Here is a 25561-nt window from a genome sequence, read left to right as displayed (position 1 = left end):
CTTGTTTTCCACCATCCGAGGTTGAATCCATGAAAGCACGCGCTGCGGTCGCCTGGGCACCCAGACAGCCCCTGTCCATCGAGGAAATCGACGTCGAAGGGCCGAAGGAGGGGGAGGTCCTGCTCAAGGTGGTGGCCTCCGGGGTCTGTCACACCGATGCCTTCACCCTGTCGGGCGAGGATCCGGAGGGCGCCTTTCCCTGCGTGCTCGGCCACGAGGGCGGCTGCGAAGTGGTTGAATGCGGCCCGGGCGTGAAGGGGCTCAAGCCCGGTGATCACGTCATACCGCTGTATATCCCTGAATGCGGGGAGTGCGAGTACTGCCGTTCGACCAAGACCAATCTGTGCCAGTCCATCGCCGCCACCGTCTGGACCGGCTACATGCCCGACCGCACCCGGCGCTTCTCGCATCAGGGCAAGCCGATCTATCACTATATGGGCTGCTCCACCTTCTCGGAATATACCGTGGTGCCGGAGATCGCGCTGGCCAAGGTCAATCCCGCCGCGCCGCTGGACAAGGTATGCCTGCTCGGCTGCGGCATCACCACCGGCATCGGCGCCGTGCGCAATACCGCGCAGGTCGAGCCGGGTTCCAGCGTGGCCGTGTTCGGCCTCGGTGGCATCGGCCTGTCGGTGATCCAGGGTGCGGTGATGGCCCAGGCCGACCGCATCATCGCCGTCGACGTCAACCCGGACAAGTTCGAGATGGCCCGCGCCCTGGGGGCCACGGACTGCGTCAACCCGGCCGATCTGGGCACCACCGTCACCGAGGCGATCGTGGAGATGACGGGCGGCGGGGTGGACTATTCCTTCGAGTGCATCGGCAATGTCGAGGTGATGCGCGAGGCCCTGGAGTGCTGTCACATGGGCTGGGGCGTGTCCACCATCATCGGCGTGGCCGGCGCCGGCCAGGAGATTCATACCCGGCCGTTTCAGCTGGTTACGGGCCGGACCTGGAAGGGATCGGCCTTCGGTGGAGTCAAGGGCCGCAGCCAGCTGCCGGACTATGTCGAGCAGTATCTGAACGGCCGGATCGAAATCGATCGCCTGGTCACCCACACCCTGCCGCTGGAGGAGATCAACACTGCGTTTGATCTGATGCACGCCGGCAAGAGCATCCGCTCGGTCATCATCTTCTGAGGGGTGTCCATGGAACGCATCGAACGCGTAAAGGAGGCGGGCGGCTGGCTGGAACGCTATCGCCACGACTCCACCAGCTGCAACTGCCCGATGACCTTCTCGGTCTACCTGCCGCCGCAGGCACAGCAGGGCCCGGTGCCCAGTCTGTACTGGCTGTCGGGCCTGACCTGCACCGACGACAACTTCCGGGTCAAGGCCGGCGCCCAGCGCTATGCTGCCGAGCTGGGCCTCGCCCTGGTGATCCCGGACACCAGCCCGCGTGGCGAGGAGGTGCCCGACGCGCCGGAGCGCTACGACCTGGGGCAGGGCGCGGGCTTCTACGTCGACGCCACCCGCGCACCCTGGTCGCACCACTATCAGATGTACCGCTATGTCACCCGCGAGCTGCCGGCCCTGGTCGAGGGCGCGCTGCCGCTGGTGCCGGGGCTGCGCAGCATCAGCGGCCACTCCATGGGCGGGCACGGGGCCCTGGTCTGCGCCCTGCGCGAGCCCGGCCTCTACCGCTCCGTCTCCGCCTTCGCCCCCATCTGCCACCCGGTGCGCTGCGGCTGGGGCGAGGGCTGCTTCAGTGCCTACCTGGGCGAGGACCGCCGGGCCTGGGAGGCCTATGACGCCACCTGCCTGGTCCGGGCCGGGGCCGAGCCGATCGAGCTGCTGATCGATCAGGGTACGGCCGATGAGTTCCTGGCCGAGCAGCTGCTGCCCGAGGCGCTGGAGCAGGCCTGTGCCGAGCGGGATTTCCCGCTCAGGCTGCGGCGCCAGCCGGACTATGACCACAGCTACCATTTCATCGCCAGCTTCATCGGCGAGCACCTCGCCTACCACGCCCGCGCCCTGGGCCGCTGAGGCCGTGCCGTAGCCGGGACTGCCCCTGATTAAAGATGCAGCCGCCGCAACTCCGGATCGGTGCTGCTGCGCTCCCAGACTTCGTCGAATTCACTGCGCAGGCGACGGACTTCCAGCGGGGCCTTGAAGCTGACCCGGCCCTCGAAGCGGGTGGCGAGTTTCCTTTCCAGTAATCCGTAATCATCCACCAGCAGGAAGGTGTCGCTGCGCTCGCGGTAGTCCTCGTGAGTGCGGCGGATCTCGGCGTAGCTGCTGAGGCGACGACAGAGTTCGATCAGCCGGTTGCCGCCCTTCACCGCCGGTTCCACGTCATGGGTGAGGATGCGGATGCGGCAGTTGCGGTGACGCAGGGCGAACCGCGTCATGGCCTCGACCACGGGGCTGCGGTCGTAGAGCGGGGGATCGAGGTCGCTGGTGAATATCTCGATGCGGCGATGGGCCAGCGGGAGCAGGGCGTCCACGGCCAGGCGGTTGTCATCGCGGGTTTTCAGGGCAAATTCGCCCCCGGTCCGGCCGAGTTCGGGGTTCAGACTGGTATGGATGTCGGCGAAATCGGTCATGGCATTGCTCTTATTCGACGTCGCGGGTCGGGAAGGTTTCGCAGAAACGGGACATGCTGATGTGCGGGATGCCGGCCTCCTGGAACGGCTCGCCGGTGGCGATGAAGCCGTGCTGGTGATAGAAGCTGGCGGCGCTTTCCTGGGCATGGACATAGACCTCGTCCAGTTTGTGCTCGCCAGCCAGTTCGATCAGGCTCAGCAGCAGGGCGCTGCCCACGCCCTGGTTGCGGTATTCGGGCAGCACGGCCATGCGACCGATCCTGCCGTCGGCGCTCATGCGCGCGGTGGCGATGGGGCGGCCGTCGATGGCGTAGGCAAGGTAGTGGACGCAGTCGGTGTCGCTGCCGTCGAATTCCAGCGTCGCGTCGATGCCCTGTTCGTCGACGAACACCGCGGTGCGGATGGCGCGGATGGCGCTGGCGTCGGTTTCCCAGTCGGCGCGGGCGATCAGGAAGCCGGTTTCGTGGGCGGCGTCGTCGGTCATGAGGGTATGGTGCCGGAATCGCGGGTGTTTGGGAATGTTCGCGACCCTCACCCCGGCCCCTCTCCCTCAGGAGGGAGAGGGGAGGATGCAGGTCAGGACTTGATGCGTCTGGCCTGGTCGGCGGCGTTGCCGAGGTAGGTGGAGGGGGTGAGCGCCTTCAGGCGCTCCTTCGCTTCGGCGGGGATGTCGAGGGTATCGATGAAGTTCTGCATGGACTCGGCATCGATGCCCTTGCCGCGGGTGAGTTCCTTGAGTTTTTCGTAGGGCTTCTCGATGCCGTAGCGGCGCATGACGGTCTGCACGGCCTCGGCCAGCACCTCCCAGGTGGCGTCCAGGTCCTCGGCCAGGCGGGTCGGGTTGGCTTCCAGCTTGCCGATGCCGCGGCCGAGCGAGTCGAAGGCGATGACGGTGTGGGCAGATGCCCACGCCCAGGTTGCGCAGCACGGTGGAGTCGCTCAGGTCGCGCTGCCAGCGCGAGATGGGCAGCTTGGCGGCCAGGTGGTCGAAGATGGCGTTGGCGATCCCCAGGTTGCCTTCGGCGTTCTCGAAGTCGATGGGATTGACCTTGTGCGGCATGGTGGAGGAGCCCACCTCGCCGGCGACCGTCTTCTGCTTGAAGTAGCCCAGCGAGATGTAGCCCCAGACGTCGCGGGCGAAGTCGATCAGGATGGTGTTGATCCGCCCCAGCACGTCGAACAGCTCGGCGATGTAGTCGTGCGGTTCGATCTGGATGGTGTAGGGATTCCAGTCCAGGCCCAGCCTGCTGGTGATGAAATCCTCGGCGAAGGCCGGCCAGTCGACCTCAGGGTAGGTGATGAGGTGGGCGTTGTAGTTACCCACCGCGCCGTTGATTTTGCCCAGCATGGGCACGGCGGTGAGCTGACCGCGCTGGCGCTGCAGGCGATGGACCACGTTGGCCATCTCCTTGCCCAGGGTGGTGGGGGAGGCGGGCTGGCCGTGGGTGCGCGACAGCATCGGTACCTCGGCATGCGTTTCGGCCAGGCGGGCGATGGCGTCGATGACGCCATCCAGCTGCGGTAGCAGCACCTGGGCCCGGCCCTCGCGCAGCATCAGGGCGTAGGCCAGGTTGTTGATGTCCTCGGAGGTGCAGGCGAAGTGGATGAACTCGCTGACCGCCTCCAGCTCCTGATTGCCGGCGATCTTCTCCTTGAGAAAATACTCCACCGCCTTGACGTCGTGGTTGGTGGTGCGCTCGATGTTCTTGACCCGCTGCGCGTCCTCTTCGTTGAAGTTGTCCACGATGGCGTTGAGCACATTGTTGGCGTGCTCGCCGAAGGTCGGCACTTCTTTGATCTCCGGATTTTCCGCCAGCGCCTGCAGCCAGCGCACCTCGACCAGCACCCGGTGTTTGATCAGGCCGTATTCGCTGAAGATGGGGCGCAGGTCCTCGGTCCTGCGGCCGTAGCGGCCGTCGATGGGGGAGACTGCGGTGAGGGATGTCAGGTCCATGGTTGTTTACCTATTGAAGCTATTCGACGCGGAGGCGCGGAGAACGCAAAGAACCCTGGAATGTGATAAACACCTTAATCATTCCCGTCATCCCGGCGCAGGCCGGGATCCAGAAACCGCCGCGGGTACTGGATTCCGGCCTGCGCCGGAATGACGTACCAGGTGAGTCAGGCTGTTTCTATGCTTTGCGACCTCTGCGCCTCCACGCCTCTGCGTTAAAAGGTTTTTCGTCACGCCGCCAGCTGGCGCAGCACATAGTGCAGGATGCCGCCGTGGCGGTAGTACTCGACCTCCTGCGGGGTGTCGATGCGCACCCGGGCGGTGAAGGTCTTCTCCGTGCCGTCCTCGGCCGTGGCACGGACAGTGACCGATTTGGCCGAGCCGCCTTCCAGGCCCTCGATGCTGTAGCTTTCGTGGCCGGTCAGGCCGAGCGTGGGAACATTCTCACCCTCGTTGAACTGCAGCGGCAGCACGCCCATGCACACCAGGTTGGTGCGGTGGATGCGCTCATAGCTCTCGGCAATGACGGCGCGAACGCCCAGCAGGCTGGGGCCCTTGGCGGCCCAGTCGCGCGAGGAGCCGGAGCCGTACTCCTTGCCGGCGAGGATGATGGTGGGCGTGGCCTCGGCCTGGTACTTCATCGCCGCATCGTAGATCGACATCTGCTGTTCGCTGGGCACATGGATGGTCACGCCGCCCTCGGTGCCGGGGGCGAGCAGGTTGCGCAGGCGGATGTTGGCGAAGGTGCCGCGCATCATCACCTCGTGGTTGCCGCGGCGCGAGCCCAGGGAGTTGAAATCGGCCTGCTGCACGCCGTGTTCCAGCAGGAATTTGCCGGCCGGGGTGTCGGGTTTGATCGCACCGGCGGGCGAGATGTGGTCGGTGGTGACCGAGTCGCCCAGCAGGGCCAGTACCCGGGCGTTCCGGATGTCCTTCACCTGGGCGGGTTCCCGGCTCATGCCCTCGAAGTAGGGCGGCTTCTGGATGTAGGTGGAATCGTCGTCCCAGCCGAACAGCTGCCCCTCGGGGGAGTCCAGCCCGGCCCAGCGGGCCTCGCCCTTGTAGATGTCGTCGTAGACCTGGGTGAACTCGGCGCGGTTCACGCTGCTGGCGACGATGTCACTGATCTCCTTCTGGGTCGGCCATATATCCTTCAATGTGACCGGGTTGCCGTCCCTGTCGGTGGCGATGGGGTCGTTGAACAGATCGATGTCCATGGTGCCGGCGATGGCGTAGGCGACCACCAGCGGTGGCGAGGCCAGGTAGTTCATGCGCACCTCGGCATGCACCCGGCCTTCGAAGTTACGGTTGCCGGACAGTACCGAGCACACCGACAGATCACCCTCGGCGATGGCCTTGGAGACCGGCTCGGGCAGCGGGCCGGAGTTGCCGATGCAGGTCGCGCAGCCGTAGCCGATGACGTGGAAGCCCATGGCTTCGAGATCATCCATCAGGCCGGCCTGGTTGAGATACTCGGTGACCACCTGCGAGCCGGGGGCGAGCGAGGTCTTCACCCAGGGCTTGACCGTGATGCCGCGCTCCAGCGCCTTCTTGGCCACCAGGCCGGCGCCCAGCATGACCGAGGGGTTGGAGGTGTTGGTGCAGGAGGTGATGGAGGCGATCACCACCGAGCCGTCGTTGAGCTCGAATTCCCGGCCGTTGATGGTGCCCCTGGCCGGTTTGCTGCTGAGATTGCGTTCCTCCTTGAGCTGGTTCAGATCATGCTCGAACCTGGCCTTGGCCTCGGTCAGGGCGATACGGTCCTGCGGGCGTTTGGGCCCGGCAATGCTCGGCACCACCGTGGTCATGTCCAGTTCCAGCGTGGAGCTGTATTCGGCGTCCGGTGTGTCCACGGTGTGGAACATCCCCTGTTCCTTCGCATAGGTCTCGACCAGGGCGACCTGCTCGTCGTCGCGGCCGGTCAGGCGCAGGTATTTGAGGGTTTCCTCGTCGATGGGAAAGATACCGCAGGTCGCCCCGTACTCGGGCGCCATGTTGGCGATGGTGGCACGGTCGGCCAGGGACAGGTGTTCAAGGCCGTCGCCGTAGAACTCGACGAATTTGCCCACCACGCCATGGCGGCGCAGCATCTCGACCACGGTCAGTACCAGATCGGTGGCGGTCGCGCCCTCGGGCAGGGCGCCGGTGAGTCTGAAGCCCACCACCTGCGGGATGAGCATGGACACCGGCTGGCCCAGCATGGCGGCCTCGGCCTCGATGCCGCCCACGCCCCAGCCCAGCACGCCCAGGCCGTTGACCATGGTGGTGTGGGAATCGGTACCGACCAGGGTGTCGGGGTAGGCCTGCAGCGTTCCGTCGTTGTCCTTGGCGAAGACCACGCGGGCGAGATATTCGATGTTCACCTGGTGCACGATGCCGGTGTCGGGCGGGACCACCTTGAAGTTGGAGAAGGCCTTCTGGCCCCACTTGAGGAAGCTGTAGCGCTCGCGGTTGCGCTGGTACTCCAGCTTCGCGTTGATGTCCATGGCGTCCTTGTTGCCGAAGGCATCGATCTGTACTGAGTGGTCGATGACCAGCTCCGCCGGCTGCAGCGGATTGATTTTATCCGGGTCGCCGCCCAGGGCCTGCATGGCGTCGCGCATGGCGGCCAGGTCCACCACGGCGGGCACGCCGGTGAAGTCCTGCATCAGCACCCGCGCCGGGCGGTAGGCGATCTCGCGGTCGGGCTCGGCCTGCGGGCTCCACTGCGCCAACGCCTCGATGTCGGCGGCGCTGACGGTCCTGTTGTCCTCGTAGCGCAGCAGGTTCTCCAGCAGGATCTTCAGGGAGAAGGGCAGGCGGGAGACGGAGAAGCGGTCCTCGAGGGCATCCAGCCGGTAGATCTCGAAGGTCCTGTCGCCGACGGTGAGGGAGGCGCGGGCGCCGAAGCTGTTAGCCATGCTGACTCCTGTCTGGTTCTGATTCGGGGGCCTGGCCGGGGCGTGGAACGGCATCCCGGCAAGCGCGCCATTATGTCGGATTTGCCGCCGGCTGAGTAGCCCGGAAATGGAAGCCAAAACAATGAGATGCCTGTCAGGGCCCGGGAAATATCAGATAAATTATGTTTAAAAACAAATAATAAATAAATATATCTAATGTAAATTCACGTAAAATGTGGAACGGTTCCCGGATCTGCCCCCCTTGCCGGCCGCTACCTGGAGGCGGTGGTTCTGCCCTGAGCCGTGGCTTCAGCCGGCCGGCTCGCCGACCGTTTCCAGCAGCGACTGTGCCGCACCCAGCAGCGCCCTGCGTTTGAACAGCAGCTGCCAGCGCCGCCCGCCGGACTGTTCCCACAATACCGCCGAGCGAATGCCGGCCAGCAGCAGGGTGCGGATCCAGTTCTGGTTGTCGGGCGTGCCAAGGACGGCGGGCTCGCCCTGCACCATGATGCGCGGCGTGAGGGTGCTCACGGTCTGTTGATACAGGTCCGCCAGGGCGGCGATGACATTCTCGTGAGTGGGGGAGAAGTATTCCGCCTGATGCCGGGCCTGACTGATGCCGTCGGTGAGGATCTGAATCAGGTCCCGCCGGCGCTGAAGCTTGCGTGCCAGGTGCAGCAGGGCGATGACATAGCGGGTGACTTCCAGTTCCGGTGCCGGGCCGCGGCCGCCGCCGAGACGCTGGATCAGGGCCTCAAGCCCGCGCCTGACCGGCGCCACGCCGCCATAGACCTCGGCGGTGCTGTCCGGCTCCGTGACCAGCAGGCTGTGTATCAGGGTTTCGCGTTCGGCGCTGTCGGCGCGGCCGGTGTGGGCGTATTCCCTGACCAGCAGGGCGGCCTGAAACAGCCCACCCAGGGCCAGGCTGCGATCGGCAAGGGATTGGCTCATAACATCTGCTGGTGATTGACCGGCGCTGAGTATGCGGATGGTGGTACGTGATGATCAGGGAGTAATACTAATACACGAGAGACGGCTTGTGCACGAATATCACAGGAATTGAGCGACAACATCGACTGCCGATTACAGCCTGTCTTCAATCGTCCCGCCCCCGAGGCAGACTTCGCCCTGGTAGAAGACCACCGCCTGGCCCGGTGTGATGGCGCGCTGGGGTGTGTCGAATCCGACCTGCCATCTGCTTCCATCGAGCGGTTCGAGCACGCAGGGCTGGTCGCTCTGGCGGTAGCGGATCCTGGCGCTGCAGGTCAGCGGCTGTGCCGGCGGCTCGCCCTGGATCCAGTGCAGGCGGGTCAGCGTAAGCCCCCGGTGCAGCAGGAGCGGATGCCCGCTGCCCTGGACCACGATCAGGCGGTTGTGTTCCAGATCCTTGTCGGCGACATACCAGGGTTCGCCACTGGCATCGGCGCGGCCACCGATGCCCAGGCCCTGGCGCTGGCCGATGGTGTGGTACATCAGTCCCTGGTGCTCGCCGAGCACGCGGCCGTCGGGATCCACGATCTCGCCCGGCCGCGCCGGCAGGTACTGTTTGAGAAAGGCGTTGAAGCGGCGTTCGCCGATGAAGCAGATACCGGTGCTGTCCTTCTTGGCGTGATTGGTGAAGCCGGCCTCCCGGGCGCGCTCCCGCACCCGGGTCTTTTCCAGGCCGCCGAGCGGGAACAGGCTGCGGCTGAGCTGGGACTGTGACAGCAGATACAGGAAATAGGACTGGTCCTTGTTCGGATCCAGGCCCTTGAGCAGCCGCACCCCGTCCGGTGCATGCGCGATGCGGGCGTAGTGTCCGGTGGCAATGGCATCGGCGCCCAGTGACAGGGCATGATCGAGAAAGGCGCGGAACTTGATCTCCCGGTTGCACAGCACGTCCGGGTTGGGCGTACGCCCGGCACGGTATTCGGCCAGAAAGTATTCGAACACCCGGTCCCAGTATTCGGCAGAGAAGTTCACTTTGTGCAATGTTATGCCAATACGTGCGGCCACCGCCTCGGCATCGGCCAGATCCTCGGCCGCCGGGCAGTAACCGTCGGCGTCATCCTCGTCCCAGTTCTTCATGAACAGGCCTTCGACCTGATACCCCTGTTCCAGCAGCTGCAGGGCGGCGACGGCGGAATCCACGCCCCCGGACAGGCCGACCATGACGCGGGTGACTGCAGGCTGTTTCATTCCGGGGGATCCAGCAGGCTGCGCAGAAGGGACAGGGGATAGCGCTGTCCGGCCAGGTAATCATTCACGCATTCCATCACCAGCGGACTGCGCCACTCCTCGCGGCGGGTGCGGATGTGGTCGGGACTGAGCCAGACAGTGGCATCGATTTCGGGATCCGGCTGCAGATCGGGGTCGGCTTCCCCGGCATAACCGGTGAAGGTGGCCCGCAGAAAGGTGGTGCGATCGGGGCCGGCGCGCCAGAGATAGACGCCCACCAGTGCCTCCGGCGTGAAGGCGCGGGTGGTTTCTTCGCGTACCTCGCGGATTACCGCATCAACCAGGGATTCGCCCGGCTCCAGGTGACCGGCGGGCTGGTTGAGCCGGCGCCGTCCCTCGATGATCTCTTCCACGCAGAGGAAATAGCCGCTGTTTTCGATGATCGCGGCGACAGTGACATGCGGTTTCCAGGTCATGAATTCGATGCGGCTCCAAAGGGTCTGCCGGCAGGTCCGACCTGCCGGGAATGCATTAATGTTAATAGATTAGTGGATACTAATAAAATTTTTGTATCAGATGCTTGCGAAGGCTGATTTTTACTGGCGTCGATTTTTTGTCTTTTTTGCTTGACATCAAAACCTGCTCAATGGATTACTATTGTCCATCACCGCCGGGATTTGGGCCAGGGAGTCGCCCGCACGGCGGGAAGATAAAAGTCGAGTCGGGCCGAGTCCTGATATTTCTAGAATAAACATGTACTGGAGGAGTTGCACATGATCAACGCAATCAAAAAAATGTGTCTCGCAGGTGCGGTGTTCGCCTTCACGGCGAGTGGGGCGGTTTCGGCCGAGGCCCTCAAGCCATTCAGCCTGGCTTACACCACGTCCGGTGAAATCAACGCCATCGCCGATGAAGTCAAGTCCAAGGTGACATCAGCCGGCTTCGAAATCGTCGGTTCCTATACCCCTTACGAGGGTGCCCTCATTCTGGCCATCACCAACGATGAGCTCAAGCAGGCCGCGGCCAGCTCCGAGTTCGGCGGTTATGCCGCCGGTCAGCGCGTGACCCTGACCCAGGTGGGTGACGAGGTCCAGGTCTCCTACACCAACCCCGAGTACTTCGGCAATGCCTACCGTCTGGAAAATGAATCCAGCATGACCAGCGCCGCAAACAAGCTGAAGGAAGCGCTGGGCAAGGAAACCGAGTTCGGTACCGGCGACAAGCAGCTCAGCTCCAAGGATCTGCGCAAGTATCATTACATGTTCGGCATGGAATACTTCGACGATCCTTCCGAGCTGGCCGAGTACGACAGCCACGAAGAGGCCGTCAAGGCTGTTGAGGAGGGCCTGGCCAACGCTCGCGGTGGCGCCACCAAGGTCTATCGCATTGACATCCCGGGCAAGGAAGAGACCGTCTTCGGTGTGGGCCTGAGCGAAGGCTGCTCCGGTGACGAGTACATCATGAGCCGAGTGGACAAGGACGAGCTGCGTTCCACCGGCCATCTGCCCTATGAGATCCTGGTCTCCGGCGGTGATGTCTATGCCCTGTATGCCCGCTTCCGCATCGCCATCAGCTGGCCGCATCTGCCGATGATCGCCAGCGAGACCGGCGCCACCTTCTTCAACATCATGTGTGCGCCGAACGCTATCGAGGAGGCCCTGATCGAGGCCGCCGGCGGCGAAATCTGAAGCAGCAATAGCAACATCCTCTGCACAACCCTGTGCAGACATCGACCCCCGCCCTTGTGCGGGGGTTTTTGTTTGGTCATACCGTCATTGCGAGCGAAGCAGTCAGGGCCTGTTGAGTCAATGCCCGGAAGCCCATGCTAAACTGACGCTGTTTCAATGTGCGGCAGGAGTGCAGCAGCATGGCGTATCAGAAGATCGAGGTCCCCGCCGAAGGTGAACGCATCCGGGTCAATGCGGATAGCTCACTCACGGTTCCCGATCATCCCGTCATTCCCTTTATCGAGGGCGACGGCATCGGTGTGGATATCACGCCGGTCATGCGTCGGGTGGTGGATGCGGCGGTGGCCAGGGCCTATGGCGGCAACCGGCGGCTGGTCTGGATGGAAATCTTTGCCGGGGAGAAGTCCAACCTCGTCTATGGTGAGAACACCTGGCTGCCGGCGGAGACGGTTGAGGTCATCCGCGATTACGGCCTTGCCATCAAGGGGCCGCTGACCACTCCGGTCGGCGGTGGTATCCGCTCCATCAATGTCGCGCTGCGCCAGCAGCTCGATCTGTATGTCTGCCTGCGCCCCGTACGCTATTACCCGGGTACCCCAAGCCCGGTACGGCATCCGGAAAAGAGTGACATGGTGATCTTCCGGGAAAATTCCGAAGATATCTATACCGGCATCGAATGGGAGGAAGGCAGTCCGGAGGTGAAGAAGCTGCTGGATTTCCTGCAGAGTGAACTGGGCGTGACCCAGATCCGTTTTCCGGACAGCTCGGGCATCGGTATCAAGCCGGTCTCCCGCGACGGCACCGAGCGCCTGGTGCGCAAGGCCATCCAGTATGCCGTCGACCAGGACCGGGGCAAGGTGACCCTGGTACACAAGGGCAACATCATGAAGTTCACCGAGGGCGCCTTCAGGGACTGGGGTTACGCGCTGGCCCGGCGGGAGTTCGGTGCGGTGGAAAAGGACGGCGGGCCCTGGCTGAGCTTTATCAATCCGGTGACGGGCCGGGAGATCATCATCAACGACGTCATCGCCGACGCCTTCCTGCAGCAGTTGCTGCTGCAACCCGAACAGTGTGATGTGATCGCCACGCTGAACCTGAACGGAGACTACATATCCGATGCCGCCGCGGCTCAGGTCGGCGGCATCGGTATCGCGCCCGGCGCCAATCTGTCAGACACCGTGGCCCTGTTCGAGGCCACGCACGGCACCGCGCCCGATATCGCCGGGCAGGATCGGGCTAATCCCAGTTCGCTGATTCTGTCGGCGGAAATGATGCTGCGCCATATGGGCTGGCAGGAGGCGGCTGAATGCGTTGTCAGTGCGCTTGCCGGCGCCATCGCCGCGGGCACGGTCACCTGCGATCTGGCCGGCACAATGGAAGGGGCGACGGAACTGGGTTGCAGCGCCTTCGGCGATGCGATGATCGCCCGCATGTAACGTATTCAGGGCGCGCGGCCCGGACCTGCCGGGCCGGGCGCTGCCACTTAGGGCCTGTTAACACTAATCCCATCGTCTCTGTTGTGCCAGAAACAGCGCCAATCGATACCCATAGGGCATAAAGGCGCGAGGAGCGCAGTTTGGTGATTCCAAATAAGCGAGAGCCTGCCCCGCGAGCGCAGCGAGTGTTGTGGGTACGAGCAACGCTGAGTGGCGCTGTTTCAGGCACAACCCGTCGGGCTGGGGCTGATGTTCCGCCCAGCGGCGTTATCATTCGCTCATGTAGAATAACTACACTTCGCTCATTCTGCCTTGCTGGACGAAAAATCAGCCCCAGCAGAGGCGATTGGATTAGTGTTAACAGGCCCTAGTTGACCGAGGGGTCGATGCGGGTTGCCAGCAGTCCCTTCGGGCCTTCCTTGTATTCGTATTCCACCTTCTGCCCTTCCTTGAGGGTTCGATAACCTTCCGCCTCAATTACGGTGAAATGGGCGAACACATCCTCACCGCCGCCTTCGGGTTCAATAAAGCCATAACCTTTGGCGTTGCTGAACCATTTCACTGTACCGATTGCCATACGTGCCTACCTCGTTTACCGCTGCGGTTCAGACGACCGCTTATTGCTGTTGGTGGTTTCACCTCTCCACCTCCGGCGCGCCACGGGCGGTGACCGGAGACTCCTCCTGTCGCATCGATTGATCCGACACAACCCACTTTATACACTTGACTAAAATAGTCAAGTATTCGCCGCATGGGGTTGGATCGCTTAGGGGTCGTGCACGCGGGCGGGGCGTGAAATGTGAATTCAAGTACTTAACAAAGGGTTTAAATCCGCTGCCCGATCCCTATATATTGATGACTGTGATGCAGCGACAGGACCGATGGATTTCGCGTAAGATCATCGCCATGAGTCAGGAACCGAAGCAACCGAACCAGGATGACGGGCTCGCTGTCCAGGAGGACAAGCCCAAGGTTAAGAAACCGCCGCTGTACAAGGTCGTACTGCTGAACGACGACTACACGCCGATGGAGTTCGTGGTCGAGGTGCTGGAGACCTTCTTTGCCATGTCGCGTGAAAAGGCCACCCAGATCATGCTGCACGTGCATACGCGTGGGAAGGGAATCTGCGGGGTCTACACCCATGAGATTGCCGAGACCAAGGTGCATCAGGTCAACGATTTCTCCCGGCAACATCAACATCCGCTCCTGTGCACTCTCGAAGAGGCGTAGGGCGCGGAGCACGAGGTGCGATTATGCTGAGCAAGGAACTGGAATTCACCCTGAACCTGGCCTTCAAGGAGGCCCGGGAGAAACGGCATGAATTCATGACGGTCGAGCACCTGCTGCTCGCCTTGCTGGACAATCCCGCCGCCGCCGAGGTGCTGCGCGCCTGCGCCGCCGACACCGAAAAGCTCAAGCAGGAACTGGAAGGCTTCATCGAGGAGACCACCCCGCGCCTGCCCGAGCACGACAACCGCGAAACCCAGCCCACGCTGGGTTTCCAGCGGGTGCTGCAGCGGGCGGTGTTCCATGTCCAGTCCTCGGGCAGCAAGGAAGTCACCGGTGCCAATGTCCTGGTCGCCATCTTCAGTGAGCAGGAATCCCAGGCCGTGTACTTCCTCAACAAGCAGGATGTGACCCGGCTGGACGTGGTCAACTACATCTCCCACGGTATCTCCAAGGTCGGCGACCAGGAGGAACTGGGCGCCCAGGGCGGCGAGGAGGCCGAGACCGGCGGCGAGGCGGGCGGCAAGAGCAACCCCCTGGAGACCTTCGCCTCCAACCTCAACGATCTGGCCCGTCAGGGCAAGATCGATCCGCTGATCGGTCGTGCGGAGGAAATCGAGCGTACGGTGCAGATCCTGTGCCGGCGGCGCAAGAACAACCCTCTCTATGTCGGCGAGGCCGGCGTGGGTAAGACGGCGCTGGCCGAGGGGTTGGCGCGCATGATCGTTGACGACCAGGTGCCCGAGGTGCTCAGGGACAGTGTCATCTATGCGCTGGATCTGGGGGCGCTGGTGGCCGGCACCAAGTACCGCGGCGATTTCGAAAAGCGCCTCAAGGCCGTGCTCGCCCAGCTGCGCAGGGAGCCGGGTGCAGTTCTGTTCATCGACGAGATCCATACCATCATCGGCGCGGGCGCGGCCTCCGGCGGGGTGATGGATGCCTCCAACCTGATCAAGCCGATGCTGGCCAACGGCGAGCTCAAGTGCATCGGTTCGACCACCTACCAGGAATACCGCGGCATTTTCGAGAAGGACCGCGCCCTGGCCCGCCGTTTCCAGAAGATCGACGTGCGCGAGCCGACGGTCAACGAGACGGTACAGATACTCAAGGGCCTCAAGCAGGTGTTCGAGGAGCACCACAAGGTGAAGTATTCATCCAAGGCCCTGCATGCGGCCGCGGAGCTGTCGGATCGGTACATCACCGACCGCCATCTGCCGGACAAGGCCATCGACATCATCGACGAGGCCGGCGCCAACCAGCGCATGCAGCCGCCGTCGAAGCGCAAGAAGACCATCGGCATCAACGATATCGAGATGATCGTCTCCAAGATCGCGCGGATCCCGCCCAAGAGCGTGTCCACCACCGACAAGGACAAGCTCAGGAACCTGGCGCGCGACCTCAAGCTGGTCATCTTCGGCCAGGACGAGGCGGTGGAGTCGCTTGCCGCCTCGATCAAGATGGCGCGCTCCGGGCTGCGTGACGAAAGCAAACCTGTGGGCTCGTACCTGTTTGCCGGCCCCACCGGTGTGGGCAAGACCGAGGTCACCCGGCAGCTGGCGCTGCATCTGGGTATCGAGCTGATCCGTTTCGACATGTCCGAGTACATGGAGCGCCACACGGTTTCTCGTCTGATCGGCGCGCCGCCGGGCTATGTCGGCTTCGACCAGGGCGGGCTGCTCACCGACGAGGTGCTCAAGCATCCGCACTCGGTGGTCCTGCTCGACGAGATCGAGAAGGCCCATCCGGAGGTGTTCAACCTGCTGCTTCAGGTGATGGACCACGGCACGCTCACCGACAACAACGGCCGCAAGGTGGACTTCCGCAATGTGATCATTGTCATGACCACCAATGCCGGCGCGCAGGACATGGACCGGCGCTCCATCGGTTTCACCAAGCAGGATCACAGCAGCGACGGCATTGGAGGCGATCAAGCGCATCTTCACGCCGGAGTTCCGCAACCGCCTGGACGGTATCATCCAGTTCCAGTCGCTGGCCCGACCATGGTGGCGCAGGTGGTCAACAAGTTCATCTTCGAGCTGGAGGCGCAGTTGCAGGACAAGGGTGTGTCGCTGCACGTCGACGACGAGGCGCGGCTGTGGCTGGCCGAGAAGGGCTATGATCCCAAGATGGGTGCCCGGCCGATGGCGCGGGTGGTGCAGGAGCACATCAAGAAGCCGCTGGCCGAGGAGCTGCTGTTCGGCCGCCTGGTCAAGGGCGGCGAGGTGCATGTGCATCTCAGGGACGGCGAACTCGAGATCGAGATTCCGGAGGAGGAAGAGGCCTGAGGCCTGCGGCAATCCGGTACGCCAACAGCTGCCCGACCGTTCCGGTTGGGCAGTTTTCTTATGGGCTAGCGGAAAGCAGGAGAGCGACGGCCGCGGCCGTCGGGATCAGCGGGAACGGTAGACGATCCGGCCCTTGCTCAGATCGTAGGGGGTCAGCTGCACCGTGACCTTGTCGCCGGTCAGAATGCGGATGTAGTGCTTGCGCATCTTGCCCGAGATGTGGGCCGTGACGACGTGCCCGTTCTCGAGTTCGACGCGGAACATGGTGTTGGGCAGGGTCTCCAGCACCCGGCCTTCCATTTCGATGTGGTCTTCTTTGGCCATAAACATTCAATTCAGTGACTTGGCGAATGGCGCATTATAGCGGCTAAGTGCGCCACGGAAAACACGGATAATGATAAAAATGGCCACGGAATACACGGAAAGCACGGAAAAAAAACCAATAACATTGCCGAGGCGCCAGCACCCGACATGGGAAAACGGGCTTTGCAATCTTAATTGTCCGTGCTTTCCGTGTTTTCCGTGGCGCTTTTAAGGTTCTTCGGCCAGTTCCCGCCAGCGATCGCCCTGGTAGCCCTGGAGCGGCCGGAAGCGGCGTTTGTAGGCCATTTTCGGTGAGTTTTCAATCCAGTATCCCAGATACACCCAGTCCAGATGCAGGCGCTTCGCCAGCTCGATCTGCTGCAGGATGGCGTAATTACCCAGGCCACGGTCGCTGGCCTCGGGCGCGAAGAAGGTGTAGACCGCCGACAGGCCGTCGTCGACCAGGTCGGTGCAGGCCACCCCGAGCAGCTGTTCCTCCAGCCGCAGTTCCAGGAACAGGGTCTCGCTCCAGTGGCTGAGCAGGAACTGGCGGAATTGGGCCGGGGAGGGGTTGTCCATGCCGCCGCCGGGGTGACGGGCCGCCAGGTAGCGCTGGTAGAGGTCGAAATATTCCGGGGCGTAATGGCCCTTGAGCCAGTGCGCGGCCAGGTCCCGGTTGCGTCTCCAGCAACGGCGCTCGCGCCGGGACGGCTTGAAGCGCGCTGCCGGGATACGCACCGACACGCAGGCCTGGCAGCCCGGGCAGGCCGGGCGGTAGATGTGTTCACCGCTGCGGCGGAAACCGTGCCGGATCAGGTGGCTGTAGATCGGATTGTCCGCGGTCCCGGGTTCGACAAAGATGCTGACCGCGTCCCGCTCCGGCAGATAGCTGCATTCCTGCGGCGGGGTGACATAGAGCTGGATGTTGGTGGGACGATTCATGGAGTGAAAATTTCGCGCAGCGACACGGTTGCCCCCTCTCCCGCGAGCGGGAGCACCCTTTCGGGCATAAAAGGGTTGGGGGAGGGTGCGGTACGTTGCCGATGATGGCCGTTCGTATGCAGGTTAGGCATGCGGCTCGGGGCTGTCAAACCGCCAGGGCCCGCTCCGGTCGGGGAACCGCAGGGCGGCCTCGAGCTGCCGGATGAACTCGCGGCGCGGCACCTCGACCGCCCCCAGGCTGGCCAGGTGCAGGGTGTGGACCTGGCAGTCGATCAGGGCGAAATCCCAGGCCGCGAGCTGACGTACCAGGTGCACAAAGGCGACCTTGGAGGCGTCGCTGACCCGGCTGAACATGGATTCGCCGAAAAAGGCCCGGCCCAGGGCCACACCATAGAGGCCGCCGACCAGCCGGCCGTCCCGCCAGGTTTCGACCGAATGGGCCAGGCCCAGTTGATGCAGGCGTTCATAGGCCTGACGGATCTCGACCGTGATCCAGGTGCCGGGTTCGTCCCGGCGCGGCTCGGCGCAGCCGCGGATCACGCCGGGGAAATCCGTGTCCAGACTGACCTGGAAGCGCTGCTGGCGCAGGGTCTTGCGCAGGCTGCGGGATACCTTCAGTTGCCAGGGGAACAGCAGGGTGCGCGGGTCCGGCGACCACCAGAGGATGGGCTGGCCCTCGCTGTACCAGGGGAAGATGCCGTGACGGTAGGCGTTGAGCAGGCGCTCGGGCTCCAGCCCGCCGCCGACGGCCAGCAGCCCGTCCGGCTCGCGCAGGGCCAGCTCCACTGGGGGGAAGGGGGCCTCCGGGTTGGCCGGATTGAGCCAGTAGGGGGCGGATTGGCGCCGGGTCATTGGGATTCAATCGATGGGCCGCACATGACTGGGCTGCGGCGGTAACCGGCCGGCTTTGTAGGGCAGATGTTCCTCGTGCAGGGTGTGGATATAGTCGCGCATGGCCCGTTGCTCCCGTGACAGGAAATCCGCGATGGCGTCCCGCAGCCTGGGTTCGGCGACCCAGTGGGCCGACCAGGTCGGGGTGGGCAGAAAGCCGCGGCTGACCTTGTGTTCGCCCTGCGCGCCGGGCTCGAACAGGGTCAGGCCTTCCCGGATGCAATAATCGATACCCTGATAGTAGCAGGTCTCGAAATGAAGGCTATGGTAGTCGGCCTCGCAGCCCCAGTGGCGACCGTAGAGCGCGGTCGGGCTGCGAAAGCACAGGGCCCCGGCCACCGGGCGGCCGTCGCATTCGGCAAAGACCAGGACCACCTGTTCACCCATGGTGGCGCCGAGCTCGCGAAAAAAGGGCAGGTTGAGGGTGGCGGTGCCCCATTTTTTGTCGAAGGTGGATTGATAGAAATGATGCATGGTCCGCCAGTCCGCATCACCGGCCTCGTGGCCGTGCACGATCCGGTGCTCGATGCCGGCCTCGACCACGCGGCGGCGTTCACGCCTGAGCTTCTTGCGCTTGTGGGCGCTGAAGCTGTCGAGGAAGTCGTCGAAGTCACGGTAGCCCGGCTGGGTCCAGTGATACTGGCAGCCCAGTCGCAGCAGAAAGCCGGCATCTTCCAGGCTGGCGGTGTCGGCCGTATCCGGAAACAGCCAGTGCAGCGAGGACAGGCCCTGCTCGCGGACCAGTTCGCCGGCGGCCTCGATCAGCGCCTGGCGGACGGCTTCGTGGCCAACCAGTTGTGGATCGACCAGCAGCCGCCGGCCGGTGGCGGGTGTGTAGGGTATGGCCACCACCGCCTTGGGGTACCAGGGGATGCCGGCGCGCTCGCTGGCGTCGGCCCAGGCCCAGTCGAAGACGAACTCGCCGTAGGAATTGGTCTTGAAATACAACGGCACGGCCCCGACCAGCCGGTGTTCGTCATCGAAGGCCAGCAGGTGGTGCGCCAGCCAGCCGAAGGTCTCGCCGACGCAGCCGTGATGTTCCAGCGCGGCGAGGAACTCGTGGCGCAGGAAAGGGTTGCCGTCCGGGTTGAGCCGGTTCCAGTCGGCGGCCGGGACGGTATCGATGCTGTCGGTTACCTGAATCTGCATTGGGCTGAGTGTACCCGGATAACGGGCGCAAAAAAGCCCACCAAAGGCGGGCTTTAATGTCCGGCAGCTACTTGTGACTGCGCGCCATCAACGCAGAGACGCAGAGGCGCAAAGAGTATATTAGTGTAAAGCAAAGAACCTCTGAGTTATTCGTCATGCCCGCGGAGGCGGGCATCCATGCCTCTAACCCATCTGGGTTCCCGCATTCGCGGGAATGACGGAAATAGTCGTAATCAGAAGCTTCTTAAGAAAACTCCGCGCCTCTGTGCCTCTGCGTTCTCTGCGTTGATGTCGCGGGGGAATAGCTATCCAGCGGTCAGTAATGACTGGCGCTCTGGTCCAGGTTGTCGAGGTACTTCTCGGCGTCCAGCGCGGCCATGCAGCCGGTGCCGGCGGAGGTGATGGCCTGGCGGTAGACATGATCCATTACATCGCCGGCGGCGAACACGCCTTCCACGCTGGTGGCAGTGGCGTTGCCCTCGGTGCCGCTTTTCACCTTGATATAGCCGTGTTCCATGTCCAGCTGGTCCTCGAACATATCGGTGTTGGGCTTGTGGCCGATGGCGATGAAGACACCGTGGACGTCGATCTCCCTGGTGGAGTCGTCCTGGGTGTTCTTCAGACGCATGCCGGTCACACCGGCGTCATCGCCCAGCACCTCGTCCAGCACGTGATTCCATTCGATGCTGACCTTGCCTTCCTTCTCCTTGGCGAACAGCCGATCCTGCAGGATCTTCTCGGCGCGCAGGGCGTCGCGGCGATGCACCAGGGTGACATGCGAGGCGATGTTGGCCAGGTACAGGGCTTCCTCCACGGCGGTGTTACCGCCGCCGATCACGGCCACTGCCTTGTCACGGTAGAAGAAGCCGTCGCAGGTGGCGCAGGCAGAGACGCCGCGGCCCTTGAAGGCCTCTTCCGAATCCAGACCCAGGTACATGGCCGAGGCACCGGTGGCGATGATGAGCGCATCGCAGGTGTAGCTGCCGGAATCACCCTGGAGCTGGAAGGGGCGCTGCTTGAGATCCACGTTGTTGATGTGGTCGAAGACGATCTCGGCATCGAAGCGCTCGGTGTGCTGGCGCATCTCTTCCATCAGCTGCGGCCCCTGCAGATCCGCTGCGCCGCCGGGCCAGTTCTCGACCTCGGTGGTGGTCATCAGCTGGCCGCCCTGTTCCAGCCCCGTGACCAGCACGGGATTGAGGTTGGCGCGCGCGGCATAGATGGCGGCGGTGTAACCGGCCGGGCCGGAACCGAGAATCAGCAGGCGACAGTGCTTGGATTCACTCATGTATAATAGCTCCACGTTGACTGGCAATGGCTAGAGACGAACGGCAGTTACCTCAGCCTCGCCATCCCCGTACCGGCCTGCGCCGGCAGGCTCCGGCGGGGATCCAGCATCTATTGGCTCTGCCAGGCACTGGATTCCCGCCTTCGCGGGAATGACGGATAGACTGAAAGCCGGCTTATGTAAGCGCCATTCGAGCCAGAGACCGGAAATTCTCGCCGTATGCACGACGGCGCAGTTATGTTACGGGCTTTGCTCAGGGCGGTAAAGGAGAGGGCATGCGCATCGGGATACCGAAGGAGATCAAGACGCTCGAAGGTCGGGTGGGCCTGATCCCGGCGGCCTGCACCGATCTGGTCAGGGCCGGCCACGCAGTGGCGGTCGAGACCGGCGCCGGCCTGCAATCCGGCTATACGGATGACGAATACCGCGCCGCGGGCGTGGAAGTACTGCCGGATGCGGGTGCCGTCTATGCCCACGGCGAGCTGATCATCAAGGTCAAGGAGCCGGTGGAAGGGGATCTCGAGCACCTGCGTGCGGAGCATCTGCTGTTCTGCTATCTGCACCTGGCCGCCGAAGTGGAACTGGCCCGGCGGCTGCAGGCCATCGGTTTGACCGCCATCGGTTTCGAGACCGTGACCCACGCCGGAGGGCTGCCCCTGCTTGCCCCCATGAGCGACATTGCCGGGCGGCTGGCGGTCCAGATCGGCGCCACCCTGCTGCATACTCCCCAGGGCGGCAAGGGGTTGCTGCTGGGCGGGCTGCCGGCGGCGGAACGGGGCCGGGTGACCGTCATCGGCGGCGGTTTCGCCGGCGGCAATGCTGCGGCCTTTGCGGCCGCCATGGGTGCGGAAGTGACGGTGTTCGACAAGCAGCGCGAACGGCTGGAGGCCATGCGCGGACTCGGGCCCAATGTCACCGCCCTGTATCCCTACCAGGACGCGGTGGCCGAGGCAGTGGCGGCCTGCGATCTGCTGATCGGGGCGGTGCTCATTCCCGGTGCCCGCGCCCCGCACGTGGTGGCGGCGACGATGGTGGAACGGATGGCGTCCGGCGGCGCGGTGGTGGACATCTCCGTCGACCAGGGCGGCTGTATCGAGACCATCCACCCGACCGATTACAGCGCGCCGACCTATGACTGGAACGGCATTGTGCATTTCGGTGTCACCAACATGCCGGGCGCGGTGCCGCGTAGCGCCTCCCAGGCCCTGTCGGCGGCCGTGCTGCCCTATGCGTTGCAACTGGCCGGGGAACAGAACTGGACCACCGATTCCGGCCTGGCGGCGGGGATCAACATCCATGCCGGGGACGTGGTTCATCCGGCGGTCAAGGCGGCGCTTGGCGGCAAGCATTGATTTGTCAGGACATGAAAATTTCTGAAAACCGCATTTACACAACGGTCGAAAGGGCGGAAACAACTACGAAAGGCGCCGTCATTCCCGCGGAGGCGGGACAAAAGCGCGCAGGCGCGTTGAACGCCCAGAGGGCGGCCCGGAGGGTGAAGACGGATCCGGGCAAGCAAACTGCTTTGCTTGCCCCGTCTGAGCGCCGCAAGCTCTGCGAGCGGCAGGAACGAGCGTAGCGAGTAATCCAGTGACCGCTGCGGTGTCTGGATCCCGGCATTCGCCGGGATGACGGTGTCAGGTAGGTCAGCCGAAATTGTGCAATGGTTGATTCCGCTTGCAGGTGATTTCCTTTTAAGTCAATATAGTTAGCCGATAAACTTACAAAGATTTCTCGATCTTGGCACAGGCAAAACGCAAGAAACCGAATCCCGTTCCCCTGCGGCACCATGTCAGCCGCGGGGTACGCGAGGGCGCGCTCATCGTGCTGGCCGCGATCGCGCTCTATTTCCTGTTCGCCCTGCTGACCTACAGCCACGACGACCCGGGCTGGTCGCACAGTGGACCGCGCGGCGAGGTCGGCAACATGGGGGGCGCGGTCGGCGCCTGGTTCGCCGACGTCCTGCTGTACCTGATCGGGTATCTGGCCTACCTGTTTCCCGTGATGATTGCCTACAGTGGCTGGCTGATCTTCCGCGGCCGCGACGGCCGGGATGAGATCGACTACCGGGTACTGGGCATCCGCTGGGCCGGCTTTCTGCTCACCGTGGCGTCCGGCTGCGGGCTGGCCAGCCTGCATTTCGTTATCGCCCCCGGGCAGCTGCCGCTCAGCGCCGGCGGTATCCTGGGCGATTTCATCGGCGGCGGCCTGGCCGCCCCCTTCAGCTTCCTGGGCGCGACCCTGCTGCTGCTGGCCCTGTTCCTGGCCGGCGTGACCCTGTTCACCGGTCTGTCCTGGTTTTCCCTCATGGACCAGACCGGCCGGCTGGTGCTGCAGGGGCTGAGCCTGGCCCGGCAGAAGATACTCCGGGCGAAGGATTACCTGGAGAGCCGCAAGGCGCTGCGCCAGCGCGAAGAGGTGGTCCGGACCGAGAAGAAGAAGGTCGAGAAGCGTAAGCCGGTCAGGATCGAGCCCGTGATCAAGACGGTCGAGCCCAGCGAGCGCGAGGAGAAGGAGCGCCAGGTTCCCCTGTTCGAGCCGCCGCCCAATTCCGAGCTGCCGCCGCTGGCGCTGCTGGACGAGCCGCAGAAGAAGGTCGGCGGCTATTCCGAGGAGGCGCTGCAGGCCATGTCGCGGCTGGTGGAGATGAAGCTGGCCGACTTCGGCATCGAGGTCGAGGTGGTCGCGGTCAGCCCCGGGCCGGTCATCACCCGCTTCGAGCTGCAGCCCGGCACCGGGGTGAAGGTGAGCCAGATCACCAATCTGGCCAAGGACCTGGCCCGGGCCCTCTCAACCATCAGCGTGCGGGTGGTGGAGATCATCCCGGGCAAGTCGGTGGTGGGGCTGGAGATACCCAACGAGTACCGCGAGATCGTCACCCTGAGCGAGATCGTGAAATCCAGCGCCTACGATGATTCCAGTTCGCCGCTGACCCTGGCGCTGGGCAAGGACATCAGCGGCCAGCCCATCGTGGCCGATCTGGCGCGCATGCCGCACCTGTTGGTGGCGGGCACCACCGGCTCGGGCAAGTCGGTGGCCATCAATGCCATGATCCTGAGCATCCTGTACAAGACACTGCCGCAGGATGTGCGCCTGATCATGATCGATCCCAAGATGCTGGAGCTGTCCATCTACGAGGGCATTCCGCACCTGCTCACGCCGGTGGTGACCGACATGAAGGAGGCGCAGAACGCGCTGCGCTGGTGCGTGGCCGAGATGGAGCGGCGTTACAAGCTGATGGCCGCGCTCGGGGTGCGCAACATCCTCAACTACAACCGCAAGGTCAAAGAGGCCATCGACCGCGGCGAGCCGATTCCCGATCCGCTGTGGAAGCCGGAAGAGCACATGGACGAGACGGAGCATCCGACGCTGGACAAACTCCCCTACATCGTCGTCATCGTCGACGAGCTGGCCGACATGATGATGGTGGTCGGCAAGAAGGTGGAGGAGCTGATCGCCCGGCTGGCGCAGAAGGCACGCGCCGCCGGCGTGCATCTGATCCTGGCCACGCAGCGGCCGTCGGTGGACGTCATCACGGGTCTGATCAAGGCCAACATCCCCACCCGCATCGCCTTTCAGGTCTCCAGCAAGGTGGACTCACGCACCATCCTCGACCAGATGGGCGCCGAGCAGCTGCTGGGCCACGGCGACATGCTCTACCTGCCGCCCGGCACCGGCCTGCCCATGCGCGTGCACGGCGCCTTCGTCTCCGACCAGGAGGTGCACAAGGTGGTCAATCACCTGCAGGGCAGCGGCGCGCCGGACTATATCGAGGAGATCCTGCAGGACAACCTGCCCGGCGGCGAGCTGCCGGGCGAGACCCCCATCGGCGGCGAGGACAGCGAGTCCGACCCGCTCTACGATCAGGCGGTGCAGATCGTCACCGAAACCCGCCGGGCCTCCATCTCCGGCGTGCAGCGGCGGCTGAAGATCGGCTATAACCGCGCCGCGCGCATGATCGAGGCCATGGAGGCGGCCGGTATCGTCGGTCCGCTGGAGGCCAACGGCTCGCGCGAAGTGCTGGCTCCGCCACCGCCCCAGGACTGAGAGGCCCGATCATGTCTATCGCATTAAACCGATCCGCCTGGCTTCCGGCCGCACTGCTGTGTCTTATGTTCAGCACCGCACAGGCCGAGCCCCCGGCCGTGTTCACCGCCTTCTTCGACGGCCTGCGCACCTTCCGGGCCGATTTCACCCAGGAGGTGCTGGACCGCCACGGCGACCGGGTGCAGCGGGGGGCGGGCGAGGTGTTCATCCAGCGCCCCGGCCGCTTCCGCTGGAACTATGACGAACCCTATACCCAGGTCATCCTGGGCGACGGCCGCACCCTCTGGACCTACGATGCCGACCTGGAACAGGCCACGCGCAAGCCCCAGGCGGAAGTCCTCATGGGTACCCCGGCGGTGCTGCTGAGCAGCGTCGAGGACCCGGCCGAGGTGTTCGTGATCGCCGCCGTGGGCGGGGAGGGCGAGACCGAATGGGCCGAACTCGTGCCCCGGGATGCCGACAGTCAGTTCGAGGCCATTCACCTGGGTTTTGTCGACGGCATGCTGCAGCGCATGATCCTGCACGACAGCTTCGGCCAGCGTACCGACATCCGCTTCACCAACGCGCAGCGTAATGTCGAACTCGACCCCGGGCTGTTCCGCTTCGACCCGCCGCCGGGCACGGATGTCCTGGGCGGAGAAGATTAAAGCGCATTAAAGAGCGCCACGGAATACACGGAAAACACGGACAGATTCATAATTGTTATCGAGGCAGCGTACCCACTCGCATGACGTCATTCCGGCATACGCCGGAATGACGTGAAAAGCTGG

General features: G+C 63.9%; 21 protein-coding genes and 1 pseudogene. 9 read left to right on the top strand and 13 right to left on the bottom strand.

From position 1 onward, the window contains the following. Positions 1-29 precede the first annotated feature (29 nt). Together D6C00_RS14610 and fghA are read left to right on the top strand one after the other, a co-directional pair. Complete coding sequence (locus tag D6C00_RS14610; RefSeq protein WP_125182557.1) at positions 30-1139, top strand: S-(hydroxymethyl)glutathione dehydrogenase/class III alcohol dehydrogenase; 1110 nt, start codon at positions 30-32, stop codon at positions 1137-1139. A gap of 9 nt (positions 1140-1148) precedes the next feature. After that, entirely contained in the window at positions 1149-1985 is an 837-nt protein-coding gene (gene fghA, locus D6C00_RS14605) for an S-formylglutathione hydrolase (RefSeq protein WP_125182556.1), read from the top strand. 29 nt (positions 1986-2014) lie between these two features. Here fghA and D6C00_RS14600 read toward each other — a convergent pair whose 3' ends face one another. From D6C00_RS14600 to D6C00_RS14570, 7 genes and pseudogenes are all read right to left on the bottom strand, one after another. Next, complete coding sequence (locus D6C00_RS14600) at positions 2015-2545, bottom strand: DUF7931 domain-containing protein (RefSeq protein WP_125182555.1); 531 nt, start codon at positions 2543-2545, stop codon at positions 2015-2017. 10 nt (positions 2546-2555) lie between these two features. After that, a complete protein-coding gene (locus D6C00_RS14595) occupies positions 2556-3029 on the bottom strand; it encodes a GNAT family N-acetyltransferase (RefSeq protein ID WP_125182554.1) in 474 nt (157 codons plus the stop codon). Positions 3030-3121: 92 nt separating this feature from the next. Then, positions 3122-4499 (bottom strand): annotated as a pseudogene (gene purB / locus D6C00_RS14590) (adenylosuccinate lyase). Positions 4500-4729: 230 nt separating this feature from the next. Next, positions 4730-7399, bottom strand: a complete 2670-nt coding sequence (acnA, locus tag D6C00_RS14585) for an aconitate hydratase AcnA (RefSeq protein WP_125182553.1) — start codon at positions 7397-7399, stop codon at positions 4730-4732. 288 nt (positions 7400-7687) lie between these two features. After that, a complete protein-coding gene (hflD, locus tag D6C00_RS14580) occupies positions 7688-8329 on the bottom strand; it encodes a high frequency lysogenization protein HflD (RefSeq protein ID WP_125182552.1) in 642 nt (213 codons plus the stop codon). Positions 8330-8461: 132 nt separating this feature from the next. Further along, positions 8462-9556, bottom strand: coding sequence for a tRNA 2-thiouridine(34) synthase MnmA (gene mnmA, locus D6C00_RS14575; RefSeq protein ID WP_125182551.1), 1095 nt, complete (start codon positions 9554-9556; stop codon positions 8462-8464). Further along, complete coding sequence (locus D6C00_RS14570; protein WP_125182550.1) at positions 9553-10011, bottom strand: NUDIX hydrolase; 459 nt, start codon at positions 10009-10011, stop codon at positions 9553-9555. Before D6C00_RS14570 ends, mnmA begins: the two co-directional genes overlap by 4 nt. Positions 10012-10308: 297 nt before the next feature. Between D6C00_RS14570 and D6C00_RS14565 the strand changes: the two genes are divergently transcribed. Both D6C00_RS14565 and icd read left to right on the top strand, forming a co-directional pair. Continuing rightward, the gene (locus D6C00_RS14565; RefSeq protein WP_125182549.1) at positions 10309-11223 is read left to right on the top strand and encodes a hypothetical protein; all 915 of its coding nucleotides are present in this window, start codon (positions 10309-10311) and stop codon (positions 11221-11223) included. Positions 11224-11402: 179 nt separating this feature from the next. Beyond that, a complete protein-coding gene (gene icd, locus D6C00_RS14560) occupies positions 11403-12659 on the top strand; it encodes an NADP-dependent isocitrate dehydrogenase (protein ID WP_125182548.1) in 1257 nt (418 codons plus the stop codon). A gap of 367 nt (positions 12660-13026) precedes the next feature. On the opposite strand, the gene D6C00_RS14555 is transcribed toward icd, so the two are convergent. Further along, the gene (locus D6C00_RS14555) at positions 13027-13236 is read right to left on the bottom strand and encodes a cold-shock protein (RefSeq protein ID WP_125182547.1); all 210 of its coding nucleotides are present in this window, start codon (positions 13234-13236) and stop codon (positions 13027-13029) included. A gap of 329 nt (positions 13237-13565) precedes the next feature. Between D6C00_RS14555 and clpS the strand changes: the two genes are divergently transcribed. Further along, positions 13566-13889 (top strand): ATP-dependent Clp protease adapter ClpS, encoded by a 324-nt coding sequence (gene clpS, locus D6C00_RS14550; protein ID WP_125182546.1) that lies wholly within the window; start codon positions 13566-13568, stop codon positions 13887-13889. A 23-nt stretch (positions 13890-13912) separates the two neighbouring features. Beyond that, positions 13913-16171, top strand: coding sequence for an ATP-dependent Clp protease ATP-binding subunit ClpA (clpA, locus tag D6C00_RS14545; RefSeq protein WP_241546948.1), 2259 nt, complete (start codon positions 13913-13915; stop codon positions 16169-16171). Between the two features lie 105 nt (positions 16172-16276). Here the strand turns inward: clpA and infA are convergent, their stop codons facing one another. The 5 genes from infA to trxB all read right to left on the bottom strand — a co-directional run bounded on the left by infA (position 16277) and on the right by trxB (position 20744). Then, positions 16277-16495 carry a translation initiation factor IF-1 gene (infA, locus tag D6C00_RS14540; RefSeq protein ID WP_096366465.1) on the bottom strand — a complete coding sequence of 73 codons (219 nt, stop codon included), beginning with the start codon at positions 16493-16495 and terminating at the stop codon, positions 16277-16279. Positions 16496-16702: 207 nt separating this feature from the next. Further along, positions 16703-17416 (bottom strand): arginyltransferase, encoded by a 714-nt coding sequence (locus tag D6C00_RS14535; protein ID WP_125182545.1) that lies wholly within the window; start codon positions 17414-17416, stop codon positions 16703-16705. A 123-nt stretch (positions 17417-17539) separates the two neighbouring features. Beyond that, complete coding sequence (aat, locus tag D6C00_RS14530; RefSeq protein ID WP_125182544.1) at positions 17540-18268, bottom strand: leucyl/phenylalanyl-tRNA--protein transferase; 729 nt, start codon at positions 18266-18268, stop codon at positions 17540-17542. A gap of 6 nt (positions 18269-18274) precedes the next feature. Further along, a complete protein-coding gene (locus tag D6C00_RS14525) occupies positions 18275-19456 on the bottom strand; it encodes a GNAT family N-acetyltransferase (protein ID WP_125182543.1) in 1182 nt (393 codons plus the stop codon). A gap of 316 nt (positions 19457-19772) precedes the next feature. Continuing rightward, complete coding sequence (gene trxB / locus D6C00_RS14520; protein ID WP_125182542.1) at positions 19773-20744, bottom strand: thioredoxin-disulfide reductase; 972 nt, start codon at positions 20742-20744, stop codon at positions 19773-19775. Positions 20745-21019: 275 nt separating this feature from the next. Here trxB and ald point away from each other — a divergent pair, with 275 nt between their 5' ends. The 3 genes from ald (at position 21020) to lolA (ending at position 25438) form a co-directional block, all read left to right on the top strand. Further along, on the top strand, positions 21020-22096 hold the full coding sequence (gene ald / locus D6C00_RS14515) for an alanine dehydrogenase (protein WP_125182541.1): 1077 nt from the start codon (positions 21020-21022) through the stop codon (positions 22094-22096). Positions 22097-22484: 388 nt separating this feature from the next. Continuing rightward, a complete protein-coding gene (locus D6C00_RS14510; RefSeq protein WP_125182540.1) occupies positions 22485-24791 on the top strand; it encodes a DNA translocase FtsK in 2307 nt (768 codons plus the stop codon). A 65-nt stretch (positions 24792-24856) separates the two neighbouring features. Next, a complete protein-coding gene (gene lolA, locus D6C00_RS14505; protein ID WP_158675451.1) occupies positions 24857-25438 on the top strand; it encodes an outer membrane lipoprotein chaperone LolA in 582 nt (193 codons plus the stop codon). Positions 25439-25561: the final 123 nt, after the last annotated feature.

Source organism: Thiohalobacter thiocyanaticus, assembly GCF_003932505.1.
GTDB lineage: Bacteria > Pseudomonadota > Gammaproteobacteria > Thiohalobacterales > Thiohalobacteraceae > Thiohalobacter > Thiohalobacter thiocyanaticus.
The sequence above is the reverse complement of the archived record's forward strand: the minus strand, read 5'-3'. Positions and strand labels throughout refer to the sequence as shown.

What these genes read in the sequence shown, in the direction of transcription:
- infA (WP_096366465.1), bottom strand. Translation starts at nt 16,495, where the DNA reads ATGGCCAAAGAAGACCACATCGAAATGGAAGGCCGGGTGCTGGAGACC.
- lolA (WP_158675451.1), top strand. Translation starts at nt 24,857, where the DNA reads ATGTTCAGCACCGCACAGGCCGAGCCCCCGGCCGTGTTCACCGCCTTC.
- mnmA (WP_125182551.1), bottom strand. Translation starts at nt 9,556, where the DNA reads ATGAAACAGCCTGCAGTCACCCGCGTCATGGTCGGCCTGTCCGGGGGC.
- fghA (WP_125182556.1), top strand. Translation starts at nt 1,149, where the DNA reads ATGGAACGCATCGAACGCGTAAAGGAGGCGGGCGGCTGGCTGGAACGC.
- hflD (WP_125182552.1), bottom strand. Translation starts at nt 8,329, where the DNA reads ATGAGCCAATCCCTTGCCGATCGCAGCCTGGCCCTGGGTGGGCTGTTT.
- clpA (WP_241546948.1), top strand. Translation starts at nt 13,913, where the DNA reads ATGCTGAGCAAGGAACTGGAATTCACCCTGAACCTGGCCTTCAAGGAG.
- D6C00_RS14565 (WP_125182549.1), top strand. Translation starts at nt 10,309, where the DNA reads ATGATCAACGCAATCAAAAAAATGTGTCTCGCAGGTGCGGTGTTCGCC.
- icd (WP_125182548.1), top strand. Translation starts at nt 11,403, where the DNA reads ATGGCGTATCAGAAGATCGAGGTCCCCGCCGAAGGTGAACGCATCCGG.
- D6C00_RS14535 (WP_125182545.1), bottom strand. Translation starts at nt 17,416, where the DNA reads ATGAATCGTCCCACCAACATCCAGCTCTATGTCACCCCGCCGCAGGAA.
- D6C00_RS14595 (WP_125182554.1), bottom strand. Translation starts at nt 3,029, where the DNA reads ATGACCGACGACGCCGCCCACGAAACCGGCTTCCTGATCGCCCGCGCC.
- acnA (WP_125182553.1), bottom strand. Translation starts at nt 7,399, where the DNA reads ATGGCTAACAGCTTCGGCGCCCGCGCCTCCCTCACCGTCGGCGACAGG.
- D6C00_RS14600 (WP_125182555.1), bottom strand. Translation starts at nt 2,545, where the DNA reads ATGACCGATTTCGCCGACATCCATACCAGTCTGAACCCCGAACTCGGC.
- D6C00_RS14610 (WP_125182557.1), top strand. Translation starts at nt 30, where the DNA reads ATGAAAGCACGCGCTGCGGTCGCCTGGGCACCCAGACAGCCCCTGTCC.
- trxB (WP_125182542.1), bottom strand. Translation starts at nt 20,744, where the DNA reads ATGAGTGAATCCAAGCACTGTCGCCTGCTGATTCTCGGTTCCGGCCCG.
- clpS (WP_125182546.1), top strand. Translation starts at nt 13,566, where the DNA reads ATGAGTCAGGAACCGAAGCAACCGAACCAGGATGACGGGCTCGCTGTC.
- D6C00_RS14555 (WP_125182547.1), bottom strand. Translation starts at nt 13,236, where the DNA reads ATGGCAATCGGTACAGTGAAATGGTTCAGCAACGCCAAAGGTTATGGC.
- aat (WP_125182544.1), bottom strand. Translation starts at nt 18,268, where the DNA reads ATGACCCGGCGCCAATCCGCCCCCTACTGGCTCAATCCGGCCAACCCG.
- ald (WP_125182541.1), top strand. Translation starts at nt 21,020, where the DNA reads ATGCGCATCGGGATACCGAAGGAGATCAAGACGCTCGAAGGTCGGGTG.
- D6C00_RS14525 (WP_125182543.1), bottom strand. Translation starts at nt 19,456, where the DNA reads ATGCAGATTCAGGTAACCGACAGCATCGATACCGTCCCGGCCGCCGAC.
- D6C00_RS14570 (WP_125182550.1), bottom strand. Translation starts at nt 10,011, where the DNA reads ATGACCTGGAAACCGCATGTCACTGTCGCCGCGATCATCGAAAACAGC.